The following is a 17,279-nucleotide window of genomic DNA, read 5'->3' as shown; positions in this document are numbered from 1 at the left end:
GCGAGGCATGCGGCTTGAAGCCGCCATGACGAGAAAGCTGGAGACAGACAATGCAGTGGGATGTGATCGTGGTCGGTGGCGGCCCGTCGGGGTTGACCATGGCCGCCGAACTGGCCGGCTCGGGAGCGAAGACGCTGGTCCTGGAACGGCGCACCGAGGGCGTGCAGTCGCGCGCCGGCACCCTGCTGCCGCGCGTGCTGGAACTGTTCGACGCGCGCGGCATCGCCGACCGCTTCATCCGGCGCACGCGCGACATCAGCCCCTACCCGTTCCGCCCCTCTCACATCTGGGCGGGCTTCCACCCCATCGAATGGCATTACCTGGAGACCCGCTACGGTTTCACGCTGGGCCTGCCGCAGAACCTGACCGAGGAAATCCTGTGGACCTGGGCCGAGGAAAGCGGCGCCGAGATACGGCGCGGCGCCGAGGTCCGGGCCGTGCGGCAGTCGGCGGACGGAGTCGAGGTCGACGCAGGCAGCGAAGACGGCACCATGACGACCCTGCGCGCCCGCTATCTGGTCGGCGCCGACGGCGGCCGCAGTGTCGTGCGCGGCCAGGCCGGCCTGCCCTTCGACGGCCGCGGCGGTTCGTTCCGCGGCATCGTGATCGACGCCGAACTGGACGCGCCCTGGCCCGGCGGCCGTGTCAACGTCGACAACGAGATGGGCTGGGTGCGCGGCTACGCCTTCGGCGACGGCATCACTCGCTTCAATATCGTGCACCGCGACCGGCGGCATGCATCCAAGGATGAACCCGTCACGCTGGAAGAGGCCCTGCAATGCATACGCGACGTGCACGGCACCGACTACGGCATCCGCGGCCACCGCTGGGCCTCGCGCTTCGACGACCAGATGCGCGCCGTGCCCACGCTGCGCAGCGGCCGCGTCTTCCTGGTGGGCGAGTCGGCGCGCATCCATTACCCCGCCAGCGGCGTGGGCATGAACTTCTGTCTGCAGGACGCCTTCAACCTGGGCTGGAAGCTGGCCCACGTCGTGCAGGGCCATAGCGACGCCGCGATCCTGGACAGCTATGACGCGGAACGCCTGCCGGTCATGCACGACCTGCTCGACAGCGTCGCGGCCCAGTGTGCGCTGCAATTCAATTTCGAACCCGAGGGCGTCGCGCTGAAGCGGCGCATGCAGCGCGAGTACATTCCGCTGCCCGACGTGCAGCGCAAGCTGGTGCGCGAACTGTGCGGCCTGACCCGGCCCTATCCCGCGCCGACGGGCAGCCATCCGCTGGCCGGGCAGCACGCGCCGGACATCGACCTGATCGGACTGGACGGCCAGTCGGTCCGCCTGGCCGAGCTGCTGCGCGAGCGGCGCTTCGTGCTGCTGGACCTGGAAGGCTACAGCAACCAATACGCCGGCCTGCCGCTGGAGGGCCTGCCCGTGCGCTGCGTGCAGGCCCGCCTGGGCCGCGCGCCCGCCGCGCTGGCCGACGTCAAGGGAATGCTGGTGCGGCCGGACGGCTACATCGCCTGGGCCGGCACCTCCGTGCAACAGGCCGGCGAAGCGCGCGCCGAACTGGCCCGCTGGCTGCGCGGGGCCCGGGCATGACCCGCCGCACGCTCATCCGCCAGGGCTGGATCGTCAGCGTCGATCCCCAGGTGGGCGACCTGCGCCAGGGCGACCTGCTGATCGAGGACGGCCGCATCGCCGCGATCGCCCCGCGACTGACGGTGGAGGATGCCGAACAGATCGACGCCCGCGGCATGATCGTCCTGCCCGGCTTCGTCGACACGCACCGCCATACCTGGCAGACCTGCGTGCGCCACCGCTACGCCGATATCGATCCGCAGATCTATTTCGCCGAGATGCTGGGCGCCAAGGGCGCGGCCTTCCGCGCCGAAGACGTCTACACGGGCACGCTGCTGGGCGCGGTCTCGGCGCTGGACGGCGGCATCACGACGATGATGGACTGGTCGCACGTGCAGAACAGCCCCGAGCACAGCGACGCCGCCGTCCAGGCGCTGCGCGACGCCGGCCTGCGCGCCGTGTTCGGCCACGGCTGGCCGCTGGTCGAGGGCGCGAGCTGGATGTTCGACAGCCAGCGCGGCCATCCGCAGGACATCCGCCGGCTGCGGCGCGATTTCTTTTCCTCGGACGACCAGTTGCTGACGCTGGCCATGGCGGCGCGCGGCCCGGAAATGGCCCGCCGGGAGATCTGGCTGGACGACCTGCGCTTGGCGCGCGAACTGGGCCTGCGCTCCAGCATCCACATGGGCGCCTACGCGCGCAATGCGCCGATACGCGCGATCGCGCAGATGCAGGCCGAGGGCGCGCTGGGTCCGGACCTGACCTTCGTGCACTGCTGCTTCTGCGGCCGCGACGAGATCGCGATGATGGCCGATGCCGGCGTCACCGCATCGCTGGGCGTGCATTGCGAGATGAACGCCCAGGGCATCGGCGACATCCCCTTCGACCGCCTGCTGGCCGCCGGCATCCGGCCCAGCCTGAGCGGCGATACCGAAACCAAATGCTCGGGCGACATGTTCACCCAGATGCGCCACGCCTTCGCCTACTACCGTTCGTGGATGGGCGGCGGCCATTCCCGCGAGCCGGATGCGCCCGCCACGCTGACGCTGCGCGACGTGCTGGAATTCGCCACGCTGGCCGGCGCGCGCGCCACCGGCCTGGACCACAAGACCGGCTCGCTCACTCCCGGCAAAGAAGCCGACATCGTGCTGATCCGCGGCGACGACCTGAACCTGACGCCGGTGTCGGACGCCGTGGGCGCCGTCGTGCTGGCGGCCCACCCGGGCAATGTCGACACCGTCTTCGTGGCCGGCCGCGCCGTCAAGCGCGCCGGGCAATTGCTGCACGTCGACGTCGAGGCCCTGCGGCGGCGCGCCCGGGCCTCGCAGGCGCACGTGCTGGAGCTGCCGGCATGACGGCCGCTCCAGCCGTTCCGCTGGACGCGGACCTGGCCCGCATCGTGGCCGCCCTGCGCGCACAGGACGCGCCGCCGCCCTTCGCCGGCAGTGCGCCCGAGGCGCGCCGGCGCATGACGCGCGCCATCCTGGCCGCGCGCGAGCGTCATGGCCTGCCCGAAGTGGGCGCCGTGCGCGACCTGACCGAAGCCCCGGTGCCCGGCCGCGTCTATCGTCCCGCCACCTCGGGTCCGCATGCCACCGTGGTTTTCTTCCACGGCGGCGGCTTCGTGCTGGGCAGCGTCGAGCTGATGGACGACATCGCGCGCAAGCTGTGCCGCGACCTGGATGCCGTGGTCGTCTCGGTGGACTATCGGCTGGCGCCCGAACATCCCTACCCGGCCGCGCACGACGACGCCCTGGCCGCCACGCGCTGGGTGCAGGCGCATGCCCGCGAACTGGGCGGCGACCCGGCCCGCGTGGCGGTGGCCGGCGAAAGCGCGGGCGCCAACCTGGCCGCCAGCGCCGCCCTGCTGTGCCGCGACGCCGGCCAGCCGCTGGCGGCGCAACTGCTGGTCGTGCCCGGCCTGGACATGGCCCGCGACACGCGGAGCCTGGACGCGGACGGCCGCGACTACCCCATGCTTTCCCCGGCCGACCTGCGCGACATCGCCCGCCTGTACATGGGCGATCGCACCGGGGAAGCCGCCGGATTTCCGCCTTCGCCCCTGCGCGCCACCGACCTGGGCCGGCTGCCGCCCGCCGTCATCGCGGTGGCCGGGCACGACCCGCTGCAAGGCGAAGGCCTGGCCTACGCCGACCGGCTGCGCGGCGCCGGCGTGCCCGTCACGCTGCTGCGCCACGACGACATGTTCCACCCTTTCCTGGGCTTCTTCGAAGCCTCGGCCGCGGCACGCCGCGCCAACGATGAACTCTGCCGGGCGTTCCGCGCCTGCCTGGCATCCCTTCCCCAGGCCGGGGCCATGCCCCCCGGCCATATAGCCCCTCAAGAGGACCCACGATGAGACACGCCAAGCAACTGATCGCCGGAGCGCTGGCCGCGCTGCTCGGCCTGGCCTGCCCGCTGCAGGCGGGCGCGCAGCAGCCCTACCCCAACAAGCCCATCCACGTGGTGTTTCCCTATCCCACCGGATCGCCCATCGATGCCATCGGCCGCCTGATCGCCGACCGGGCCGGCAAGCTGCTGGGCCAGCCGCTGGTGTTCGAGAACCGCGGGGGCGCCAACGGCATCGTCGGCACCAGCTATGCCGCCCGCATGGCACCCGACGGCTACAACATCCACCTGACCACCACCTCGGCCCTGCTGCTCAATAGCTACCTGCGCAAGGACCTGCCCTACGAGCCGCTCAAGAGCTTCACGCCCATCACCGCCGTGGCCGACCTGCCCGTCGCGCTGATGGTCAACGCCAAGGTGCCGGCCAACACCACGCGCGAATTCGTCGACTACCTGAAGCGCAATCCCGGCAAGCTCAATTTCGCCAGCGTCGGCAACGGCTCGTTCAACCACCTGCTGGGCGAACAGTTCAAGGCTGCCGCCGGCGTCGACATGCTGCACGTGCCCTACCAGGGCGCGGGGCAGATCGCCATGGAGCTGCTGGCCGGCCGGCTCGACGCCACCATCCTGAGCGTGGGCAGCCTGCTCGGGCAATGGAAGGCAGGACAGATCAAGGTGCTGGCCTTCATGACGCCCAAGCGCCACCCGCTGCACCCCGACGTACCCGCCATCACCGAAGACTTTCCCGACTTCCGCCCCTTCGGCAACTGGATGGGGTTCGTCGCGCCCGCGGGCACGCCCGCGCCCATCGTCGCCAAACTGGCGGACACCTTCAAGGCCGTGCTCCAGCAGCCCGACGTGCGTGCCAAGATCGAGGAACAGCACTGGAGCGTGATCGGCAGCAGCCCCGAAGCCTTCGCCGCGTCGCTGCGCGACGACACCGCCATCCTGCGCGCGGCCGTCGACATGGCGGGCGTCAAGCCGGAATAGGAGCACGCCGATGCGCGCCTCTGCCCTGACGACCCACCTCGAACGCCGCGCCGCCGTGCATTCGGTGGACTGCTTCGTGTACTCGGTGCCCGACCTGGCCGAGGCCGAGCACTTCTATCTGGCGTTCGGCCTGGACGCGCGGCGCCGCGCCGACCATCTCGAACTGCGCACGCACGGCCATCCCCACGTCTGGAGCCGCGTCCACGAGGAAGGCACGGCCAAGCGCCTGCAATACGTGCGCTACGGTATCCACGCGCGGGACCTGGACGAGATGCACCGGCGCATCGAGGCCTCGGGCCTGCGGACCACCCCGCACGAGCTGTCGGACGGCCAGGGCCTGTGGCTGCGCGATCCGGACGGCACGCCGCTGCAACTGGTGGTGGCGGACAAGGTCTCGCCCGCCGCCAAGAGCCAGTCCACCCCCGTCGTCCCGGTCCCGCCAGGCCAGGGCGCCGCGCCGGCCCGCAGCCGCGTGCAGCCGGTGCGGCCGCGCCACCTGTCGCACGTCCTGTTCTTCACGCCCGACGTCACGCGCATGGTGGACTTCTGCCGGACCGTCCTGGGCCTGCGCGTGTCGGACCATTCCGGCGACCTCATTGCCTTCATGCACGGCATCCACGGCAGCGACCACCACCTCGTGGCCTTCGCCAAGTCGCACGCGCGCGGCCTGCACCACTCGAGCTGGGACGTCGGTAGCCTGGACGAGGTCGGCCGCGGCTCCGAACAGATGCGCATCGCCGGCTACCAACAGGGATGGGGCGTCGGCCGGCACGTGCTGGGCTCGAACTATTTCTACTATGTGCGCGACCCCTGGGGCAGTTGGGCCGAATACTCGTACGATATCGACTACGTCCCGGCCGGACTGGACTGGCCCGCCGCCGACCATCCCCCCGAGGACTCGCTCTACGTCTGGGGTCCGCCCCTGCCGGCCGACTTCATCACCAACCAGGAATACCCCGGCTGACGGGGCAACGAGGCAAACCATGAGACTGATCGCCTTCAAGAACCAGGCCGGAGCGCCCACGCTGGGCGCCCGCATCGGCAACGACGTGGTCGACCTGACCGCGCGCGGCCTGCCCGCCACGCTGGACGAACTGCTGCGCGACCCCGGCGGCCTGGATGCCGCCCGCGCGGCCGCCGACGCGCCGGGCGAACGCCTGGCCCTGGCCGGCCTCGCCCTGCTGCCGCCGCTGCAGCAGCCCGCCAAGGCCTTCGCCATCGGCCTGAACTACGTGGACCACGCCGCCGAAAGCAACTTCGCGCCGCCCGCGCATCCGGTGCTGTTCCAGCGCTTCCCCTCGTCCTGGGTGGCCCACGGCGTCGCCATCGAACGCCCCCGCGTCTCGGTGCAGTTCGACTACGAGGCCGAACTGGTCGCGGTGATCGGCAAGGGCGGCCGCTACATTCCCAAGGAGCGCGCGCTCGAGCACGTGGCGGGTTATTCGCTGTTCAACGAAGGCTCGATCCGCGACTACCAGTTCCGCTCCAACCAGTGGCTGTGGGGCAAGAACTTCGACCGCACCGGAGGCTTCGGCCCGGAATTCGTCACCGCCGACGAACTGCCCCCCGGCGCCGCCGGCCTGCAGATCCAGTGCCGCTTGAACGGCCAGGTCATGCAGGACGCCAACACCCGCGACATGATCTTCGACGTCGCCACCCTGGTGGCCGCCTGCTCGGACGGCATGGCGCTGCAACCGGGCGACATGATCATCACCGGCACCCCGTCGGGCGTGGGCCTGGCGCGCAAGCCGCCGGTGTGGCTCAAGCCCGGCGACGTGTGCGAGATCGAGGTGGAAGGCGTGGGTGTGCTGCGCAACCCGGTGATCGACGAGGCCTGAGGCCTGGCGACCACCGAGCCAGTCCCGGCGGCTAGGCCAGGTAGCGCTTGAACCAGGCGATCGTCCTGTCCCAGGCCAGCCTGGCCGCCGCCTCGTCGTAGCGCGGCGTGGAATCGTTGTGGAAGCCGTGGCTCGTGCCCGGATAGACGTGGGCCTCGTAGGTCTTGCCAGCCCCCTTCAGGGCCGCCTCGTAGGCCGGCCAGCCGTCGTTGATGCCCTTGTCGTTCTCGGCGTAGTGCAGCAGCAGCGGCGCCTTGATGCGCAGCACGTCCGCCGCGCTCGCCTGCCTGCCGTAGAAGGGCACGGCCGCGGCCAGTTCGGGATACGCCACGGCGGCGGCATTGGCCACGCCGCCTCCGTAGCAAAAGCCGGTGATCCCCACCTTGCCGGTCGTCCTGTCGCCCTGCATCAGGAACTCGACCGCGGCGAAGAAATCGTTCATGAGCTTGGCCGGATCGACCTGACGCTGCAGGTCCCGCCCCTTGTCGTCATTGCCCGGATACCCGCCCACCGAACTCAGGCCGTCGGGCGCCAGCGCCAGGAAGCCCGCCTTGGCCAGCCGGCGCGCGACGTCCTCGATATAGGGGTTCAGGCCACGGTTCTCGTGCACCACGACCACGCCCGGCACCTTGCCCGCGGCCTTCGCCGGCCGCACCAGGTAGCCGCGCACCGTGCCGTGGCCCTTGGGTGACGGATAGCCGACGTATTCGGCGACGATGTCCGGATCGGTGAAGGACACCTGCTCGGCCAGCGCATAATCCGGGCTGAGCGAAGCCAGCAGCCCGGCGGCGGTCAGCCCGCCCACCGCGTACCTGGCCGCCCGGTCCAGGAACTCCCGCCGGGAGATCCTGCCATGGACGTAGTAGTCGTACAGCTCCAGCAGTCGAGGGTCGAAGTCCTGCGCAGTCAGACGAGCCATGGCATGCCCTTTTCGGTAAGGTCCGCGAGTGCGGACAACATACACCGGACGAAAAAAAACTGCGAGACAAGCTCGCAGTTTTCATTCAACCAGACATCGGACCGGGCGCCAGCCCGGCCCCGCCTTGCTTACTCGGCGTCGGCGGCTTCTTCGGCTTCCGGCGCGCGGTCGACCAGCTCCATGTAGGCCATGGGAGCGTTGTCGCCCTGGCGGAAACCCATCTTCAGGATGCGGGTGTAACCACCGTTGCGCTCCTTGAAGCGGGGGCCGATTTCGGCGAACAGCTTGACGACCAGGTCGCGATCGCGCAGGCGGGCGAACGCCAGGCGCTTGTTGGCCAGGGTCGGTTCCTTGCCCAGGGTGATCAGCGGCTCGACGATGCGGCGCAGTTCCTTGGCCTTGGGCAGGGTGGTCTTGATGGCTTCGTGCGTGAGCAGCGAGACAGCCATGTTGCGGAACATGGCCAGACGGTGGCTGCTGGTGCGGTTCAGTTTACGGAGACCGTGACGGTGACGCATGATGACTTCCTTTATGAATCTAAGAGCGGCTGTGCCGCGAGGTTTCCAGCTCTTCTATCGGCAAAGCGCCGCGGGCCGGTGGAAAAATTGTTGGTACTACAACTACGTAACGAAAGAAGCTCCGCTACCCAAGGCACAGCGGATCCGGCTCCGCCGGTCCGCCAGTGCCGCCCCCTGGGGGGCGCCCGTAGGGCGTAGCGGGGGGGGCCCTCTACGGCCGCTCGAGGCCGAGAGGCGGCCAGTTCTCGAGCTTCATGCCCAGGGTCAGGCCGCGGGCAGCCAGGACTTCCTTGATCTCGTTGAGCGACTTGCGACCCAGGTTCGGGGTCTTCAGCAGTTCGTTCTCGGTACGCTGGATCAGGTCGCCGATGTAGTAGATGTTCTCGGCCTTCAGGCAGTTGGCCGAGCGGACGGTCAGTTCGAGGTCGTCGACCGGGCGCAGCAGGATCGGGTCGATCTGCGGCGTGCCACGGGCGGGCGCTTCGATGGTTTCCGTCGAGCCTTCCAGCGCGGCGAACACCGACAGCTGGTCCATCAGGATGCGGGCCGACTGGCGCACGGCCTCCTCGGGCGAGATCACGCCGTTGGTCTCGATGTCGAGGACCAGCTTGTCCAGGTCGGTACGCTGCTCGACGCGGGCGCTTTCGACGGTGTAGCTGACGCGGCGGATCGGGCTGTACGAGGCGTCCAGCACGATGCGGCCCACGGTGCGGGCATGGTCATCGGCGAAGCTGCGCAGGTTGCCCGGCACGTAGCCGCGGCCCTTCTCCACCTTCAGTTGCATTTCCAGACGGCCGTTGTCCGTCAGGTTGGCAATGACGTGGTTGGGGTTGATGATCTCGACGTCGTGCGAGAGTTCGATATCGGCGGCCGTGACCACGCCGGGGCCTTGCTTGCGCAGGGTCAGGACGACTTCGTCGCGGTTGTGCAGCTTGAACACCACACCCTTGAGGTTCAGCAGGATGTCGACCACGTCTTCGCGCACGCCATCGATGGCCGAGTATTCGTGCACGACACCGGTGATCTGCACTTCGGTCGGCGCGTAGCCCGCCATCGACGACAGCAGGATGCGGCGCAGCGCATTGCCCAGGGTATGACCGTAGCCGCGTTCGAACGGCTCCATGATCACCTTGGCATGATTCGAGCCGATGGTCTCGACGTCGATATTGCGCGGTTTCAGAAATGCGGCATTCGCCATGAATCTTCCTTATTCCTTATCAATACCCTCGGCTCGTTACACCGATAAGGCTGGGGGAAAAATAGGCCCACCCCTACGCGCTCCGCGCGCCCCTCAAAGGGCGGCACTGGCGGACCGGCAAAGCCGGATCCGCTGTGCCCAGGGATGGGAAAGCCGGCACCTAGAGCCGGCTTCAGTTATTAGCGCGAATAGAGTTCCACGACCATGGATTCGTTGATGTCGCGGGCGACATCGGCGCGATCCGGGGCCTGCTTGAACGTGCCTTCCAGCTTGGTCGCGTCGACGCTGACCCACTGCGGCATGCCCTGGCTGGAGGCCAGTTGCAGCGCTTCCTGGATACGGGCCTGCTTCTTGGCCTTCTCACGGATGGTGATCACGTCGCCGGCCTTGACGATGATGGACGGCACGTTGGCGGTGTGGCCGTTCAGCATCAGCGCCTTGTGGCTGACCAACTGGCGCGCTTCCGCGCGGGTCGAGCCGAAGCCCATGCGATAGACCACGTTGTCCAGGCGCGACTCGAGCAGCTGGATCAGGTTTTCGCCGGTGTTGCCCTTGCGGCGCTCGGCTTCTTCGAAGTACTTGCGGAACTGCTTTTCCAGAATGCCGTACATGCGCTTGAGCTTTTGCTTCTCGCGCAGCTGCAGACCGTAGTCCGAGGTACGGGCACCCGAGGTGCGGCCATGCTGGCCGGGCTTGCTCTCGAGCTTGCACTTGGAATCCAGCGAACGGCGGGCGCTCTTCAGGAAGAGGTCCGTGCCTTCGCGGCGGGAAAGCTTACATTTGGGGCCAATATAACGTGCCACGATGTATCCTTTTCTCTGTCAGGCCATGTACACGCATGGCGAGGAGTTTGCCTTGGTCATTTACGTTCGATGAACCAGAACGCGGCAAACGGTGGTCTTACTCGGCGCACCCGACCCATGCCGGCTGCGCCCCCATAAAACAATAAAAACTACGTACCGCAAACAGCAAAGCCCTTTATTCTACCGCGCTTTGCCCGAAGCTCCCACAGCGAGCGGCCCAAAGGGCCGCAAAGCGAAAGACCCAGGGCACAGCGGATCCGGCTCCGCCGGTCCGCCAGTGCCGCCCCCTTGAGGGGGCCCGCGCAGCGGGTAGGGGGTGGGCTTAGATCCTTCTGCGCTTCGGCGGACGGCAGCCGTTGTGCGGCACCGGCGTGATGTCGGCGATGCTGGAGATCTTGATGCCCAGGGCGTTCAGGGCGCGAACCGACGATTCGCGGCCGGGACCGGGGCCCTTGATACGCACTTCCAGCGTCTTGATGCCGTATTCCATCGCCACGCGACCGGCGGACTCCGCCGCGACCTGGGCCGCGAACGGGGTGGACTTGCGCGAGCCCTTGAAGCCGGCGCCGCCCGACGTCGCCCACGACAGGGCATTGCCCTGGCGATCGGTGATCGTGATGATGGTGTTGTTGAAGGACGCGTGAACGTGCGCGATGCCGTCCGAGACGTTCTTCTTGACTTTCTTGCGAACGCGCTGGGCGCCGCTGTTCGGGGATTTCGCCATTTCTGGATCCTTGACTGGGTGTCAGCCGATTACTTTTTGAGCGACGCGGCGGCGCGACGCGGACCCTTGCGGGTGCGGGCGTTCGTACGGGTACGCTGGCCACGCACGGGCAGGCCGCGCTTGTGGCGGAAGCCACGGTACGAGCCGAGGTCGATCAGACGCTTGATCGACAGTTGGATTTCACGACGCAGATCGCCTTCGACGGTGAAGGTGTTGATCTGTTCGCGAATCCGCTCGAGTTCGGCGTCGTTCAGATCCTTGACCTTCTTGTTGCTCGGCACGCCGGCCACTTCGCAAATTTTGCGAGCGCGCGAACGGCCGATGCCGAAGATAGCCGTCAGACCGATTTCGGTGTGCTGATGCGGCGGAATGTTGATGCCAGCAATACGGGCCATAACGTTTCCTTGAATACCTTTAGCGTAGAACCGAGCCTAGGCTCAGCCCTGACGTTGCTTGTGGCGCGGGTCGGTGCAGATGATCCGCACCACGCCCTTGCGCTTGATGACCTTGCAGTTCCGGCAAATTGCTTTGACCGATGCCATTACTTTCATGATTGACTCCTAATTCTTACCCGGTAAGCCCCAGGCTTACTTCGAGCGGAACACGATTCTTGCTCGCGATAGATCGTATGGCGTCAGTTCGACCGTCACACGATCCCCCGGCAGGATACGGATGTAATTCATCCGCATTTTTCCCGAGATATGTCCCAGCACGACATGGCCATTCTCGAGCTTGACACGAAACGTCGCGTTGGGCAGGTTTTCCACGACCTCGCCCTGCATCTGAATAACGTCGTCTTTGGACATTTTCTCGTTACCGCACCGGTAGATTTCCGCCCTTGAAGTTCGCCTTCTTGAGCAGCGAATCATATTGGTGCGACATCACGTAAGCCTGCACCTGGGCCATGAAATCCATCGTGACCACAACGATAATCAGCAAAGACGTACCACCGAAGTAGAACGGCACGTTCCACCTCAAGACCAGGAACTCCGGCAGCAGGCACACCAACGTGATGTAGATGGCGCCACTGAAAGTCAGGCGCATCAGGATCTTGTCGATGTACCGCGCGGTCTGCTCGCCCGGACGGATACCCGGGACGAACGCGCCGCTCTTCTTCAGGTTGTCGGCGGTCTCGCGGCTGTTGAACACGAGCGCCGTGTAGAAGAAGCAGAAGAACACGATCGCAATGGCATACAGCGTGATGTACAGCGGCTGTCCGGGCGACAACGCGGCGGCCAGGTCCTTCAGCCAGCGCAGGCCGTCACCGCTCGAGAACCAGCTGACCACCGTAGCCGGGAACAGGATGATCGACGACGCGAAGATCGGCGGAATCACCCCTGCCATGTTCAGCTTCAGCGGCAGATGCGAGCTTTGTCCGCCATACACCCGGTTGCCCACCTGGCGCTTGGCGTAGTTGACGACGATCTTGCGCTGTCCGCGTTCCACGAACACCACGAAAGCCGTCACCAGCACCACCAGCACGACGATGAACAACGCCGACAGGACAGCCATCGCACCCGTGTTGACCAGCTCGAACAGCCCGGCCAACGCATGAGGCAGGCCGGCCGCGATACCCGAGAAGATCAGGATCGAGATGCCGTTGCCCAGGCCCCGCTCGGTGATCTGTTCACCGAGCCACATCAGGAACATCGTTCCCGTGACGAGCGAGATCATCGTGGTGGCCCGGAACATCAGGCCAGGATCGATGACCAGCCCGGGCTGCGACTCCAGCGCGACCGAAATGCCGACCGACTGCACCAGCGCCAGCGCCAGCGTACCGTAGCGCGTGTACTGCGTAATCTTGCGCCGCCCGGCCTCGCCTTCCTTCTTGATCGCTTCCAACGACGGCACGATGACCGTCATCAGCTGCATGATGATCGACGCCGAGATGTACGGCATGATCCCCAATGCAAAGATCGAGAAACGCGAAAGCGCACCGCCCGAGAACATGTTGAACAGGCCCAGAATCCCGCCCTGGTTCTGATGGAACAGGGAGGTCAACTGGACCGGATCGATCCCGGGAACAGGGATGTGCGTACCGATCCGGTACACCACCAGGGCGAGCAACAGGAAGACCAGCCGGCGTTTCAGGTCGCCGTACTTGCTGCCGGTCTTGCCCAGTGCGTTCGCATTAGCCAAAGCTCAGTCCTCGGTTATCAGACCAGGGAGCCGCCGGCGGCTTCGATCGCCGCCTTGGCACCGGCCGTCGCCGTCATGCCCTTGAGCACCACCTTGCGGGAGAGCTCGCCGGTCTTGATGACCTTGACGTAGCGGACCTGCTGGCCGACCACGCCGGCCTGCTTGAGCGCCTGCACGTCGATTTCGTCGACCGGCAGGGCTTGCAGTTCGGACAGGCGGACCTGCGCATACAGGTGCTGATCCAGCGACTTGAAGCCACGCTTGGGCAGCCGGCGCTGCAGCGGCATCTGGCCGCCTTCGAAGCCAACCTTGTGGAAGCCACCCGAACGGGACTTCTGACCCTTGTGGCCGCGGCCGGCGGTCTTGCCGAGGCCGGAACCGATACCACGACCGACACGGCGCTTGGCGTGCTTGGCGCCTTCGGCGGGCTTGAGCGTATTGAGTTGCATGCTAGACCTCTCAGGCTTCCGACACGGTGATCAGATACGACACCTTGCGGATCATGCCGCGCACTTCGGGCGTGTCGACCAGGACGCGCGAGCTGTTCAGCTGGCGCAGTCCCAGGCCACGGATCGTGGCGCGGTGCGATTCGGGCGTTCCGATAGGGGAACGCACGAGCGTCACTTTGACGTTTTTCTTCGTCGTCATGGCTTACCCCAGGATCTCTTCGACCGACTTGCCGCGCTTGGCGGCGACGTCGGCCGGAGTCGAGCTTGCGCTCAGACCGTTGAGCGTCGCGCGCACCAGGTTGTACGGGTTGGTCGAGCCGAGGCTCTTGGCCACCACGTTACGAACACCCAGCACGTCGAAAATCGCGCGCATCGGACCACCGGCGATCACGCCGGTACCTTCGACGGCGGGCGAGATCAGAACGGTCGAGGCGCCGTGCTTGCCGACCACATTGTGGTACAGGGTGCCGTTCTTCAGGGGCACCTTGACCATCTTGCGGCGGGCTTCTTCCATTGCCTTCTGGACCGCGACCGGGACTTCCCGGGCCTTGCCCTTGCCCATGCCGACGCGACCGTCGCCATCGCCGACCACCGTCAGCGCTGCGAAACCGAGGATACGACCGCCCTTCACGACTTTCGTGACGCGGTTGACGGCAATCATCTTCTCGCGAAGACCGTCGTCGCGTTCCTCAGCCGCTGCATTCTTACCTTGCATCTTGGCCATGTAATCCTCGCTTAAAACTTCAGGCCGGCTTCACGCGCGGCATCAGCCAGGGCCTTGACGCGGCCGTGGTAGCGGAAACCGCTGCGATCGAACGCGACGGTCTCGATACCGGCGGCCTTGGCCTTCTCGGCCACGCGCTTGCCCACCAGGGTTGCTGCGGCCACGTTGCCGCCCTTGCCCGAATCTCCCGCCAGTTGCTGGCGGATTTCGGGTTCGACGGTCGAGGCACTGACCAGCACCTTATCGCCTTCAGGCGAAATGATGTTTGCGTAGATGTGCAGGTTGGTGCGGAACACCGACAGGCGATGCACACGCAACTCGGCGATCTTCCGGCGGGTAGGTACCGCACGACGCAAACGAGCTTGCTTCTTGTCCATGATTCGTCCTTGCCCGCCTTATTTCTTCTTGGTCTCTTTGATGATGACCCGTTCGTCCGCATAGCGCACGCCCTTGCCCTTGTAGGGCTCGGGGGAGCGGTAGGCGCGGATTTCAGCGGCCACCTGACCAACCTGCTGCTTGTTGGCGCCCTTGACGATCACTTCCGTCTGGGTGGGGCACTCGACTTTCACGCCGGCAGGCATCTGGTGCACGACATCGTGCGAGAAACCGAGCTGCAGCTTGACGGCATCGCCTTGCGCCTGGGCCCGATAGCCCACGCCGACCAGGGTCAGCTTGCGCTCGAAGCCCTTGCTCACGCCGGTCACCATGTTGTTGACCAAGGCCCGGATGGTACCGGACATGGCCTTGGCTTCGCGGCTGTCATTGGCGGCGACGAAAGTCAGCTTGCCGGCGTCTTGCGCGATCGTGACCTGACCGGTCAGGGCCTGGACCAGCGTGCCCAGGGGACCCTTGACAGTGATCTGGTCGGCAGCGATCGTGGCTTCGACGCCCTTGGGCAGCTCGACGGGATATTTTGCTATACGCGACATGTCGGCTCCTTACGCCACGTAGCAGAGGACCTCGCCGCCCACGCCGTTGGCGCGCGCCTTGCGATCGGTCATCACGCCACGAGAGGTGGACACGATGGTCACGCCCAGGCCGTTCATGACCTGGGGAATGGAATGACGGCCCTTGTAGATACGCAGGCCAGGCTTCGAGACGCGTTCGATGCGCTCGATGACCGGACGGCCGGCGTAGTACTTCAGGGAGATTTCGAGTTCGGGTTTGCCATCGTTGGCCTTGACCTCGAAACCGTCGATATAGCCCTCGTCCTTCAGCACGGTGGCAATCGCCACCTTCAGCTTCGAGGAGGGCATGGACACGGACGCCTTATCTACGCGCTGCGCATTGCGGATGCGCGTCAGCATATCGGCGATCGGATCGCTCATGCTCATGAATGACTCTCCTACCAGCTGGCCTTGGTCATGCCCGGAACTTCGCCGCGCATAGCCATCTCGCGCAGTTTGTTACGAGCCAGACCGAACTTGCGAAACACGCCACGGGGGCGACCGGTCACCGCGCAACGGTTGCGCTGGCGGGTGGGGTTGGCGTTACGGGGCAGCTGCTGAATCTTCAGGCGAGCCTGGTAACGTTCTTCGTCCGACTTGGACGCATCGTCGACGATAGCCTGGAGCGCGGCGCGCTTGGCGGCATACTTGGCCGCCAGCTTGACACGCTTGATATCGCGGTTGATGAGTGAAAGCTTAGCCACTATTTCACCCCTTAATTACGGAACGGGAAGCGGAAGGCCGACAGCAGCGCCTTGGCTTCTTCATCGGTCTTGGCCGTGGTCGTGATGCTGATGTTCAGCCCACGAAGCGTGTCGATCTTGTCGTACTCGATCTCGGGGAAGATGATCTGTTCTTTCACACCGATGTTGTAGTTGCCGCGACCGTCGAAAGCACGGCCGGACACGCCACGGAAATCGCGCACGCGCGGCAGCGCTACGCTGATCAGGCGATCAAGGAATTCGTACATGCGGGCGCCACGCAGGGTCACCATGCAGCCGATCGGGTAGTTCTCGCGGATCTTGAAACCAGCGATAGCCTTGCGCGACTTGGTCACGACGGGCTTCTGGCCAGCGATCTTGGTCAGGTCGCCGGTGGCGTGCTCGATGACTTTCTTGTCAGCGACCGCTTCCGAGACACCCATGTTCAGGGTGATCTTGGTGATGCGGGGCACTTCCATCACGGACTTGTACGAGAACTGCTTGGTCAGGTCGGCAACGACCTTCTCGCGGTAGATGTCTTGAAGACGGGCCATTGTGTTTGCTCCCGCTTACGCTTTCGTCGCAATGGCTTCGCCATTGGAACGGAAAACGCGCACATTCTTGCCGTCGACTTTCTTCACGCTCACCCGATCGGCCTTGCCGGAGGTGGGGTTGAAAATCGCCACGTTGGACACGTGGATGGGCATGGTCTTGTCGATGATGCCGCCGGGCTGGTTGGCCATCGGATTCGGCTTCACATTCTTCTTGACGACGTTGATGCCTTCGACCAGGACGCGGTCTTCGGCAACGCTCAGCACGACGCCGCGCTTCGCCTTGTCCTTGCCGGTCAGGACGATGACTTCGTCACCTTTGCGGATCTTGTTCATCGCGGCACCTTTACAGCACTTCGGGCGCCAGCGACACGATCTTCATGAAACGCTCGGTACGCAGTTCACGCGTAACGGGTCCGAAGATGCGAGTGCCGATGGGCTCGAGCTTGGCGTTGAGCAACACGGCGGCATTGCCACCGAAACGGATCAGCGAACCGTCCTTGCGACGGACGCCCTTGGCGGTACGAACCACCACGGCGTTGTAGATTTCGCCCTTTTTCACGCGACCGCGGGGGGCCGCATCCTTGACGCTCACTTTGATGACGTCGCCGATGCCGGCATAGCGGCGCTTGGAGCCGCCGAGCACCTTGATGCACATAACCGAGCGCGCACCGGTGTTGTCGGCCACGTCCAACGTGGTCTGCATTTGAATCATGGTTTACCCTGTTCCAACTTAACCCGAAATGCCCGGCGCGAGCGCCAAACCTTCCGATCAGTTTTGGTCCCGTCAGGCGGCAATGCGACTTGCGCACCCTGGGTTGAAATTCTGAAGCGGACACCGCAAGAACGCGGTGCCAGGCCAGTTACTACCCACCCCGGACTCCCGCCCCC

Annotated in this window: 25 protein-coding genes; 6 read left to right on the top strand and 19 right to left on the bottom strand. The window is 65.8% G+C overall.

The window, feature by feature from the left end; genetic code table 11:
- Positions 1-50: 50 nt before the first annotated feature.
- Genes WKR98_RS08285 through WKR98_RS08260 form a run of 6 tightly spaced genes read left to right on the top strand, consistent with a single transcriptional unit; the run spans position 51 to position 6,715 of the window.
- Positions 51-1,559 carry an FAD-dependent monooxygenase gene (locus WKR98_RS08285; protein ID WP_341432608.1) on the top strand — a complete coding sequence of 503 codons (1,509 nt, stop codon included), beginning with the start codon at positions 51-53 and terminating at the stop codon, positions 1,557-1,559.
- Positions 1,556-2,893, top strand: coding sequence for an amidohydrolase family protein (locus tag WKR98_RS08280; RefSeq protein WP_341432607.1), 1,338 nt, complete (start codon positions 1,556-1,558; stop codon positions 2,891-2,893). The genes WKR98_RS08285 and WKR98_RS08280 overlap by 4 nt, the downstream gene beginning before the upstream one ends.
- On the top strand, positions 2,890-3,897 hold the full coding sequence (locus WKR98_RS08275) for an alpha/beta hydrolase (RefSeq protein ID WP_341432606.1): 1,008 nt from the start codon (positions 2,890-2,892) through the stop codon (positions 3,895-3,897). The genes WKR98_RS08280 and WKR98_RS08275 overlap by 4 nt, the downstream gene beginning before the upstream one ends.
- Positions 3,894-4,877 carry a Bug family tripartite tricarboxylate transporter substrate binding protein gene (locus tag WKR98_RS08270; protein ID WP_341432605.1) on the top strand — a complete coding sequence of 328 codons (984 nt, stop codon included), beginning with the start codon at positions 3,894-3,896 and terminating at the stop codon, positions 4,875-4,877. Before WKR98_RS08275 ends, WKR98_RS08270 begins: the two co-directional genes overlap by 4 nt.
- 10 nt (positions 4,878-4,887) lie before the next feature.
- Positions 4,888-5,841 (top strand): VOC family protein, encoded by a 954-nt coding sequence (locus WKR98_RS08265; protein ID WP_341432604.1) that lies wholly within the window; start codon positions 4,888-4,890, stop codon positions 5,839-5,841.
- 19 nt (positions 5,842-5,860) lie between these two features.
- Positions 5,861-6,715 (top strand): fumarylacetoacetate hydrolase family protein, encoded by an 855-nt coding sequence (locus WKR98_RS08260; protein WP_341432603.1) that lies wholly within the window; start codon positions 5,861-5,863, stop codon positions 6,713-6,715.
- Positions 6,716-6,746: 31 nt separating this feature from the next.
- Here WKR98_RS08260 and yghX read toward each other — a convergent pair whose 3' ends face one another.
- From yghX to rplN, 19 genes are all read right to left on the bottom strand, one after another.
- On the bottom strand, positions 6,747-7,634 hold the full coding sequence (yghX, locus tag WKR98_RS08255) for a YghX family hydrolase (protein ID WP_341432602.1): 888 nt from the start codon (positions 7,632-7,634) through the stop codon (positions 6,747-6,749).
- Between the two features lie 128 nt (positions 7,635-7,762).
- Complete coding sequence (rplQ, locus tag WKR98_RS08250) at positions 7,763-8,152, bottom strand: 50S ribosomal protein L17 (RefSeq protein WP_124687637.1); 390 nt, start codon at positions 8,150-8,152, stop codon at positions 7,763-7,765.
- A 211-nt stretch (positions 8,153-8,363) separates the two neighbouring features.
- Positions 8,364-9,350, bottom strand: coding sequence for a DNA-directed RNA polymerase subunit alpha (locus tag WKR98_RS08245; RefSeq protein ID WP_124687636.1), 987 nt, complete (start codon positions 9,348-9,350; stop codon positions 8,364-8,366).
- A gap of 179 nt (positions 9,351-9,529) precedes the next feature.
- Positions 9,530-10,153 carry a 30S ribosomal protein S4 gene (gene rpsD / locus WKR98_RS08240; RefSeq protein WP_124687635.1) on the bottom strand — a complete coding sequence of 208 codons (624 nt, stop codon included), beginning with the start codon at positions 10,151-10,153 and terminating at the stop codon, positions 9,530-9,532.
- A 322-nt stretch (positions 10,154-10,475) separates the two neighbouring features.
- The gene (gene rpsK / locus WKR98_RS08235) at positions 10,476-10,877 is read right to left on the bottom strand and encodes a 30S ribosomal protein S11 (RefSeq protein WP_087838298.1); all 402 of its coding nucleotides are present in this window, start codon (positions 10,875-10,877) and stop codon (positions 10,476-10,478) included.
- A gap of 29 nt (positions 10,878-10,906) precedes the next feature.
- Entirely contained in the window at positions 10,907-11,272 is a 366-nt protein-coding gene (gene rpsM, locus WKR98_RS08230) for a 30S ribosomal protein S13 (protein ID WP_087838299.1), read from the bottom strand.
- 42 nt (positions 11,273-11,314) lie between these two features.
- Positions 11,315-11,428 (bottom strand): 50S ribosomal protein L36, encoded by a 114-nt coding sequence (rpmJ, locus tag WKR98_RS08225; RefSeq protein ID WP_087780027.1) that lies wholly within the window; start codon positions 11,426-11,428, stop codon positions 11,315-11,317.
- Positions 11,429-11,464: 36 nt separating this feature from the next.
- A complete protein-coding gene (infA, locus tag WKR98_RS08220) occupies positions 11,465-11,683 on the bottom strand; it encodes a translation initiation factor IF-1 (protein WP_124687634.1) in 219 nt (72 codons plus the stop codon).
- A 7-nt stretch (positions 11,684-11,690) separates the two neighbouring features.
- Positions 11,691-13,016 carry a preprotein translocase subunit SecY gene (secY, locus tag WKR98_RS08215; protein WP_124687633.1) on the bottom strand — a complete coding sequence of 442 codons (1,326 nt, stop codon included), beginning with the start codon at positions 13,014-13,016 and terminating at the stop codon, positions 11,691-11,693.
- Between the two features lie 17 nt (positions 13,017-13,033).
- Positions 13,034-13,465 carry a 50S ribosomal protein L15 gene (gene rplO / locus WKR98_RS08210; protein WP_124687632.1) on the bottom strand — a complete coding sequence of 144 codons (432 nt, stop codon included), beginning with the start codon at positions 13,463-13,465 and terminating at the stop codon, positions 13,034-13,036.
- 10 nt (positions 13,466-13,475) lie between these two features.
- Positions 13,476-13,664, bottom strand: coding sequence for a 50S ribosomal protein L30 (gene rpmD / locus WKR98_RS08205; RefSeq protein WP_124687631.1), 189 nt, complete (start codon positions 13,662-13,664; stop codon positions 13,476-13,478).
- A 3-nt stretch (positions 13,665-13,667) separates the two neighbouring features.
- On the bottom strand, positions 13,668-14,189 hold the full coding sequence (gene rpsE, locus WKR98_RS08200; RefSeq protein ID WP_087838303.1) for a 30S ribosomal protein S5: 522 nt from the start codon (positions 14,187-14,189) through the stop codon (positions 13,668-13,670).
- A gap of 11 nt (positions 14,190-14,200) precedes the next feature.
- Positions 14,201-14,566: a 50S ribosomal protein L18 gene (gene rplR / locus WKR98_RS08195; protein WP_124687630.1), complete on the bottom strand. Its 366-nt coding sequence runs from the start codon at positions 14,564-14,566 to the stop codon at positions 14,201-14,203.
- 18 nt (positions 14,567-14,584) lie between these two features.
- Positions 14,585-15,118, bottom strand: coding sequence for a 50S ribosomal protein L6 (gene rplF, locus WKR98_RS08190; RefSeq protein ID WP_124687629.1), 534 nt, complete (start codon positions 15,116-15,118; stop codon positions 14,585-14,587).
- Between the two features lie 9 nt (positions 15,119-15,127).
- A complete protein-coding gene (rpsH, locus tag WKR98_RS08185) occupies positions 15,128-15,523 on the bottom strand; it encodes a 30S ribosomal protein S8 (RefSeq protein ID WP_087838306.1) in 396 nt (131 codons plus the stop codon).
- An 11-nt stretch (positions 15,524-15,534) separates the two neighbouring features.
- Complete coding sequence (gene rpsN, locus WKR98_RS08180) at positions 15,535-15,840, bottom strand: 30S ribosomal protein S14 (protein WP_124687628.1); 306 nt, start codon at positions 15,838-15,840, stop codon at positions 15,535-15,537.
- Positions 15,841-15,851: 11 nt separating this feature from the next.
- Positions 15,852-16,391 carry a 50S ribosomal protein L5 gene (gene rplE, locus WKR98_RS08175; protein ID WP_124687627.1) on the bottom strand — a complete coding sequence of 180 codons (540 nt, stop codon included), beginning with the start codon at positions 16,389-16,391 and terminating at the stop codon, positions 15,852-15,854.
- Between the two features lie 15 nt (positions 16,392-16,406).
- Positions 16,407-16,724: a 50S ribosomal protein L24 gene (gene rplX / locus WKR98_RS08170; protein ID WP_124687626.1), complete on the bottom strand. Its 318-nt coding sequence runs from the start codon at positions 16,722-16,724 to the stop codon at positions 16,407-16,409.
- A 10-nt stretch (positions 16,725-16,734) separates the two neighbouring features.
- A complete protein-coding gene (gene rplN / locus WKR98_RS08165) occupies positions 16,735-17,103 on the bottom strand; it encodes a 50S ribosomal protein L14 (RefSeq protein ID WP_087780015.1) in 369 nt (122 codons plus the stop codon).
- Positions 17,104-17,279: the final 176 nt, after the last annotated feature.

Source organism: Pigmentiphaga sp. YJ18, assembly GCF_038066655.1.
GTDB lineage: Bacteria > Pseudomonadota > Gammaproteobacteria > Burkholderiales > Burkholderiaceae_B > Pigmentiphaga.
The sequence above is the reverse complement of the archived record's forward strand: the minus strand, read 5'-3'. Positions and strand labels throughout refer to the sequence as shown.

Excerpts from the sequence above, each read along its gene's own strand:
- WKR98_RS08285 (WP_341432608.1), top strand. The coding sequence starts at position 51 with ATGCAGTGGGATGTGATCGTGGTCGGTGGCGGCCCGTCGGGGTTGACC.
- WKR98_RS08280 (WP_341432607.1), top strand. The coding sequence starts at position 1,556 with ATGACCCGCCGCACGCTCATCCGCCAGGGCTGGATCGTCAGCGTCGAT.
- WKR98_RS08275 (WP_341432606.1), top strand. The coding sequence starts at position 2,890 with ATGACGGCCGCTCCAGCCGTTCCGCTGGACGCGGACCTGGCCCGCATC.
- WKR98_RS08270 (WP_341432605.1), top strand. The coding sequence starts at position 3,894 with ATGAGACACGCCAAGCAACTGATCGCCGGAGCGCTGGCCGCGCTGCTC.
- WKR98_RS08265 (WP_341432604.1), top strand. The coding sequence starts at position 4,888 with ATGCGCGCCTCTGCCCTGACGACCCACCTCGAACGCCGCGCCGCCGTG.
- WKR98_RS08260 (WP_341432603.1), top strand. The coding sequence starts at position 5,861 with ATGAGACTGATCGCCTTCAAGAACCAGGCCGGAGCGCCCACGCTGGGC.
- yghX (WP_341432602.1), bottom strand. The coding sequence starts at position 7,634 with ATGGCTCGTCTGACTGCGCAGGACTTCGACCCTCGACTGCTGGAGCTG.
- rplQ (WP_124687637.1), bottom strand. The coding sequence starts at position 8,152 with ATGCGTCACCGTCACGGTCTCCGTAAACTGAACCGCACCAGCAGCCAC.
- WKR98_RS08245 (WP_124687636.1), bottom strand. The coding sequence starts at position 9,350 with ATGGCGAATGCCGCATTTCTGAAACCGCGCAATATCGACGTCGAGACC.
- rpsK (WP_087838298.1), bottom strand. The coding sequence starts at position 10,877 with ATGGCGAAATCCCCGAACAGCGGCGCCCAGCGCGTTCGCAAGAAAGTC.
- rpsM (WP_087838299.1), bottom strand. The coding sequence starts at position 11,272 with ATGGCCCGTATTGCTGGCATCAACATTCCGCCGCATCAGCACACCGAA.
- rpmJ (WP_087780027.1), bottom strand. The coding sequence starts at position 11,428 with ATGAAAGTAATGGCATCGGTCAAAGCAATTTGCCGGAACTGCAAGGTC.
- infA (WP_124687634.1), bottom strand. The coding sequence starts at position 11,683 with ATGTCCAAAGACGACGTTATTCAGATGCAGGGCGAGGTCGTGGAAAAC.
- rplO (WP_124687632.1), bottom strand. The coding sequence starts at position 13,465 with ATGCAACTCAATACGCTCAAGCCCGCCGAAGGCGCCAAGCACGCCAAG.
- rpmD (WP_124687631.1), bottom strand. The coding sequence starts at position 13,664 with ATGACGACGAAGAAAAACGTCAAAGTGACGCTCGTGCGTTCCCCTATC.
- rpsE (WP_087838303.1), bottom strand. The coding sequence starts at position 14,189 with ATGGCCAAGATGCAAGGTAAGAATGCAGCGGCTGAGGAACGCGACGAC.
- rplR (WP_124687630.1), bottom strand. The coding sequence starts at position 14,566 with ATGGACAAGAAGCAAGCTCGTTTGCGTCGTGCGGTACCTACCCGCCGG.
- rplF (WP_124687629.1), bottom strand. The coding sequence starts at position 15,118 with ATGTCGCGTATAGCAAAATATCCCGTCGAGCTGCCCAAGGGCGTCGAA.
- rpsH (WP_087838306.1), bottom strand. The coding sequence starts at position 15,523 with ATGAGCATGAGCGATCCGATCGCCGATATGCTGACGCGCATCCGCAAT.
- rplE (WP_124687627.1), bottom strand. The coding sequence starts at position 16,391 with ATGGCCCGTCTTCAAGACATCTACCGCGAGAAGGTCGTTGCCGACCTG.
- rplX (WP_124687626.1), bottom strand. The coding sequence starts at position 16,724 with ATGAACAAGATCCGCAAAGGTGACGAAGTCATCGTCCTGACCGGCAAG.
- rplN (WP_087780015.1), bottom strand. The coding sequence starts at position 17,103 with ATGATTCAAATGCAGACCACGTTGGACGTGGCCGACAACACCGGTGCG.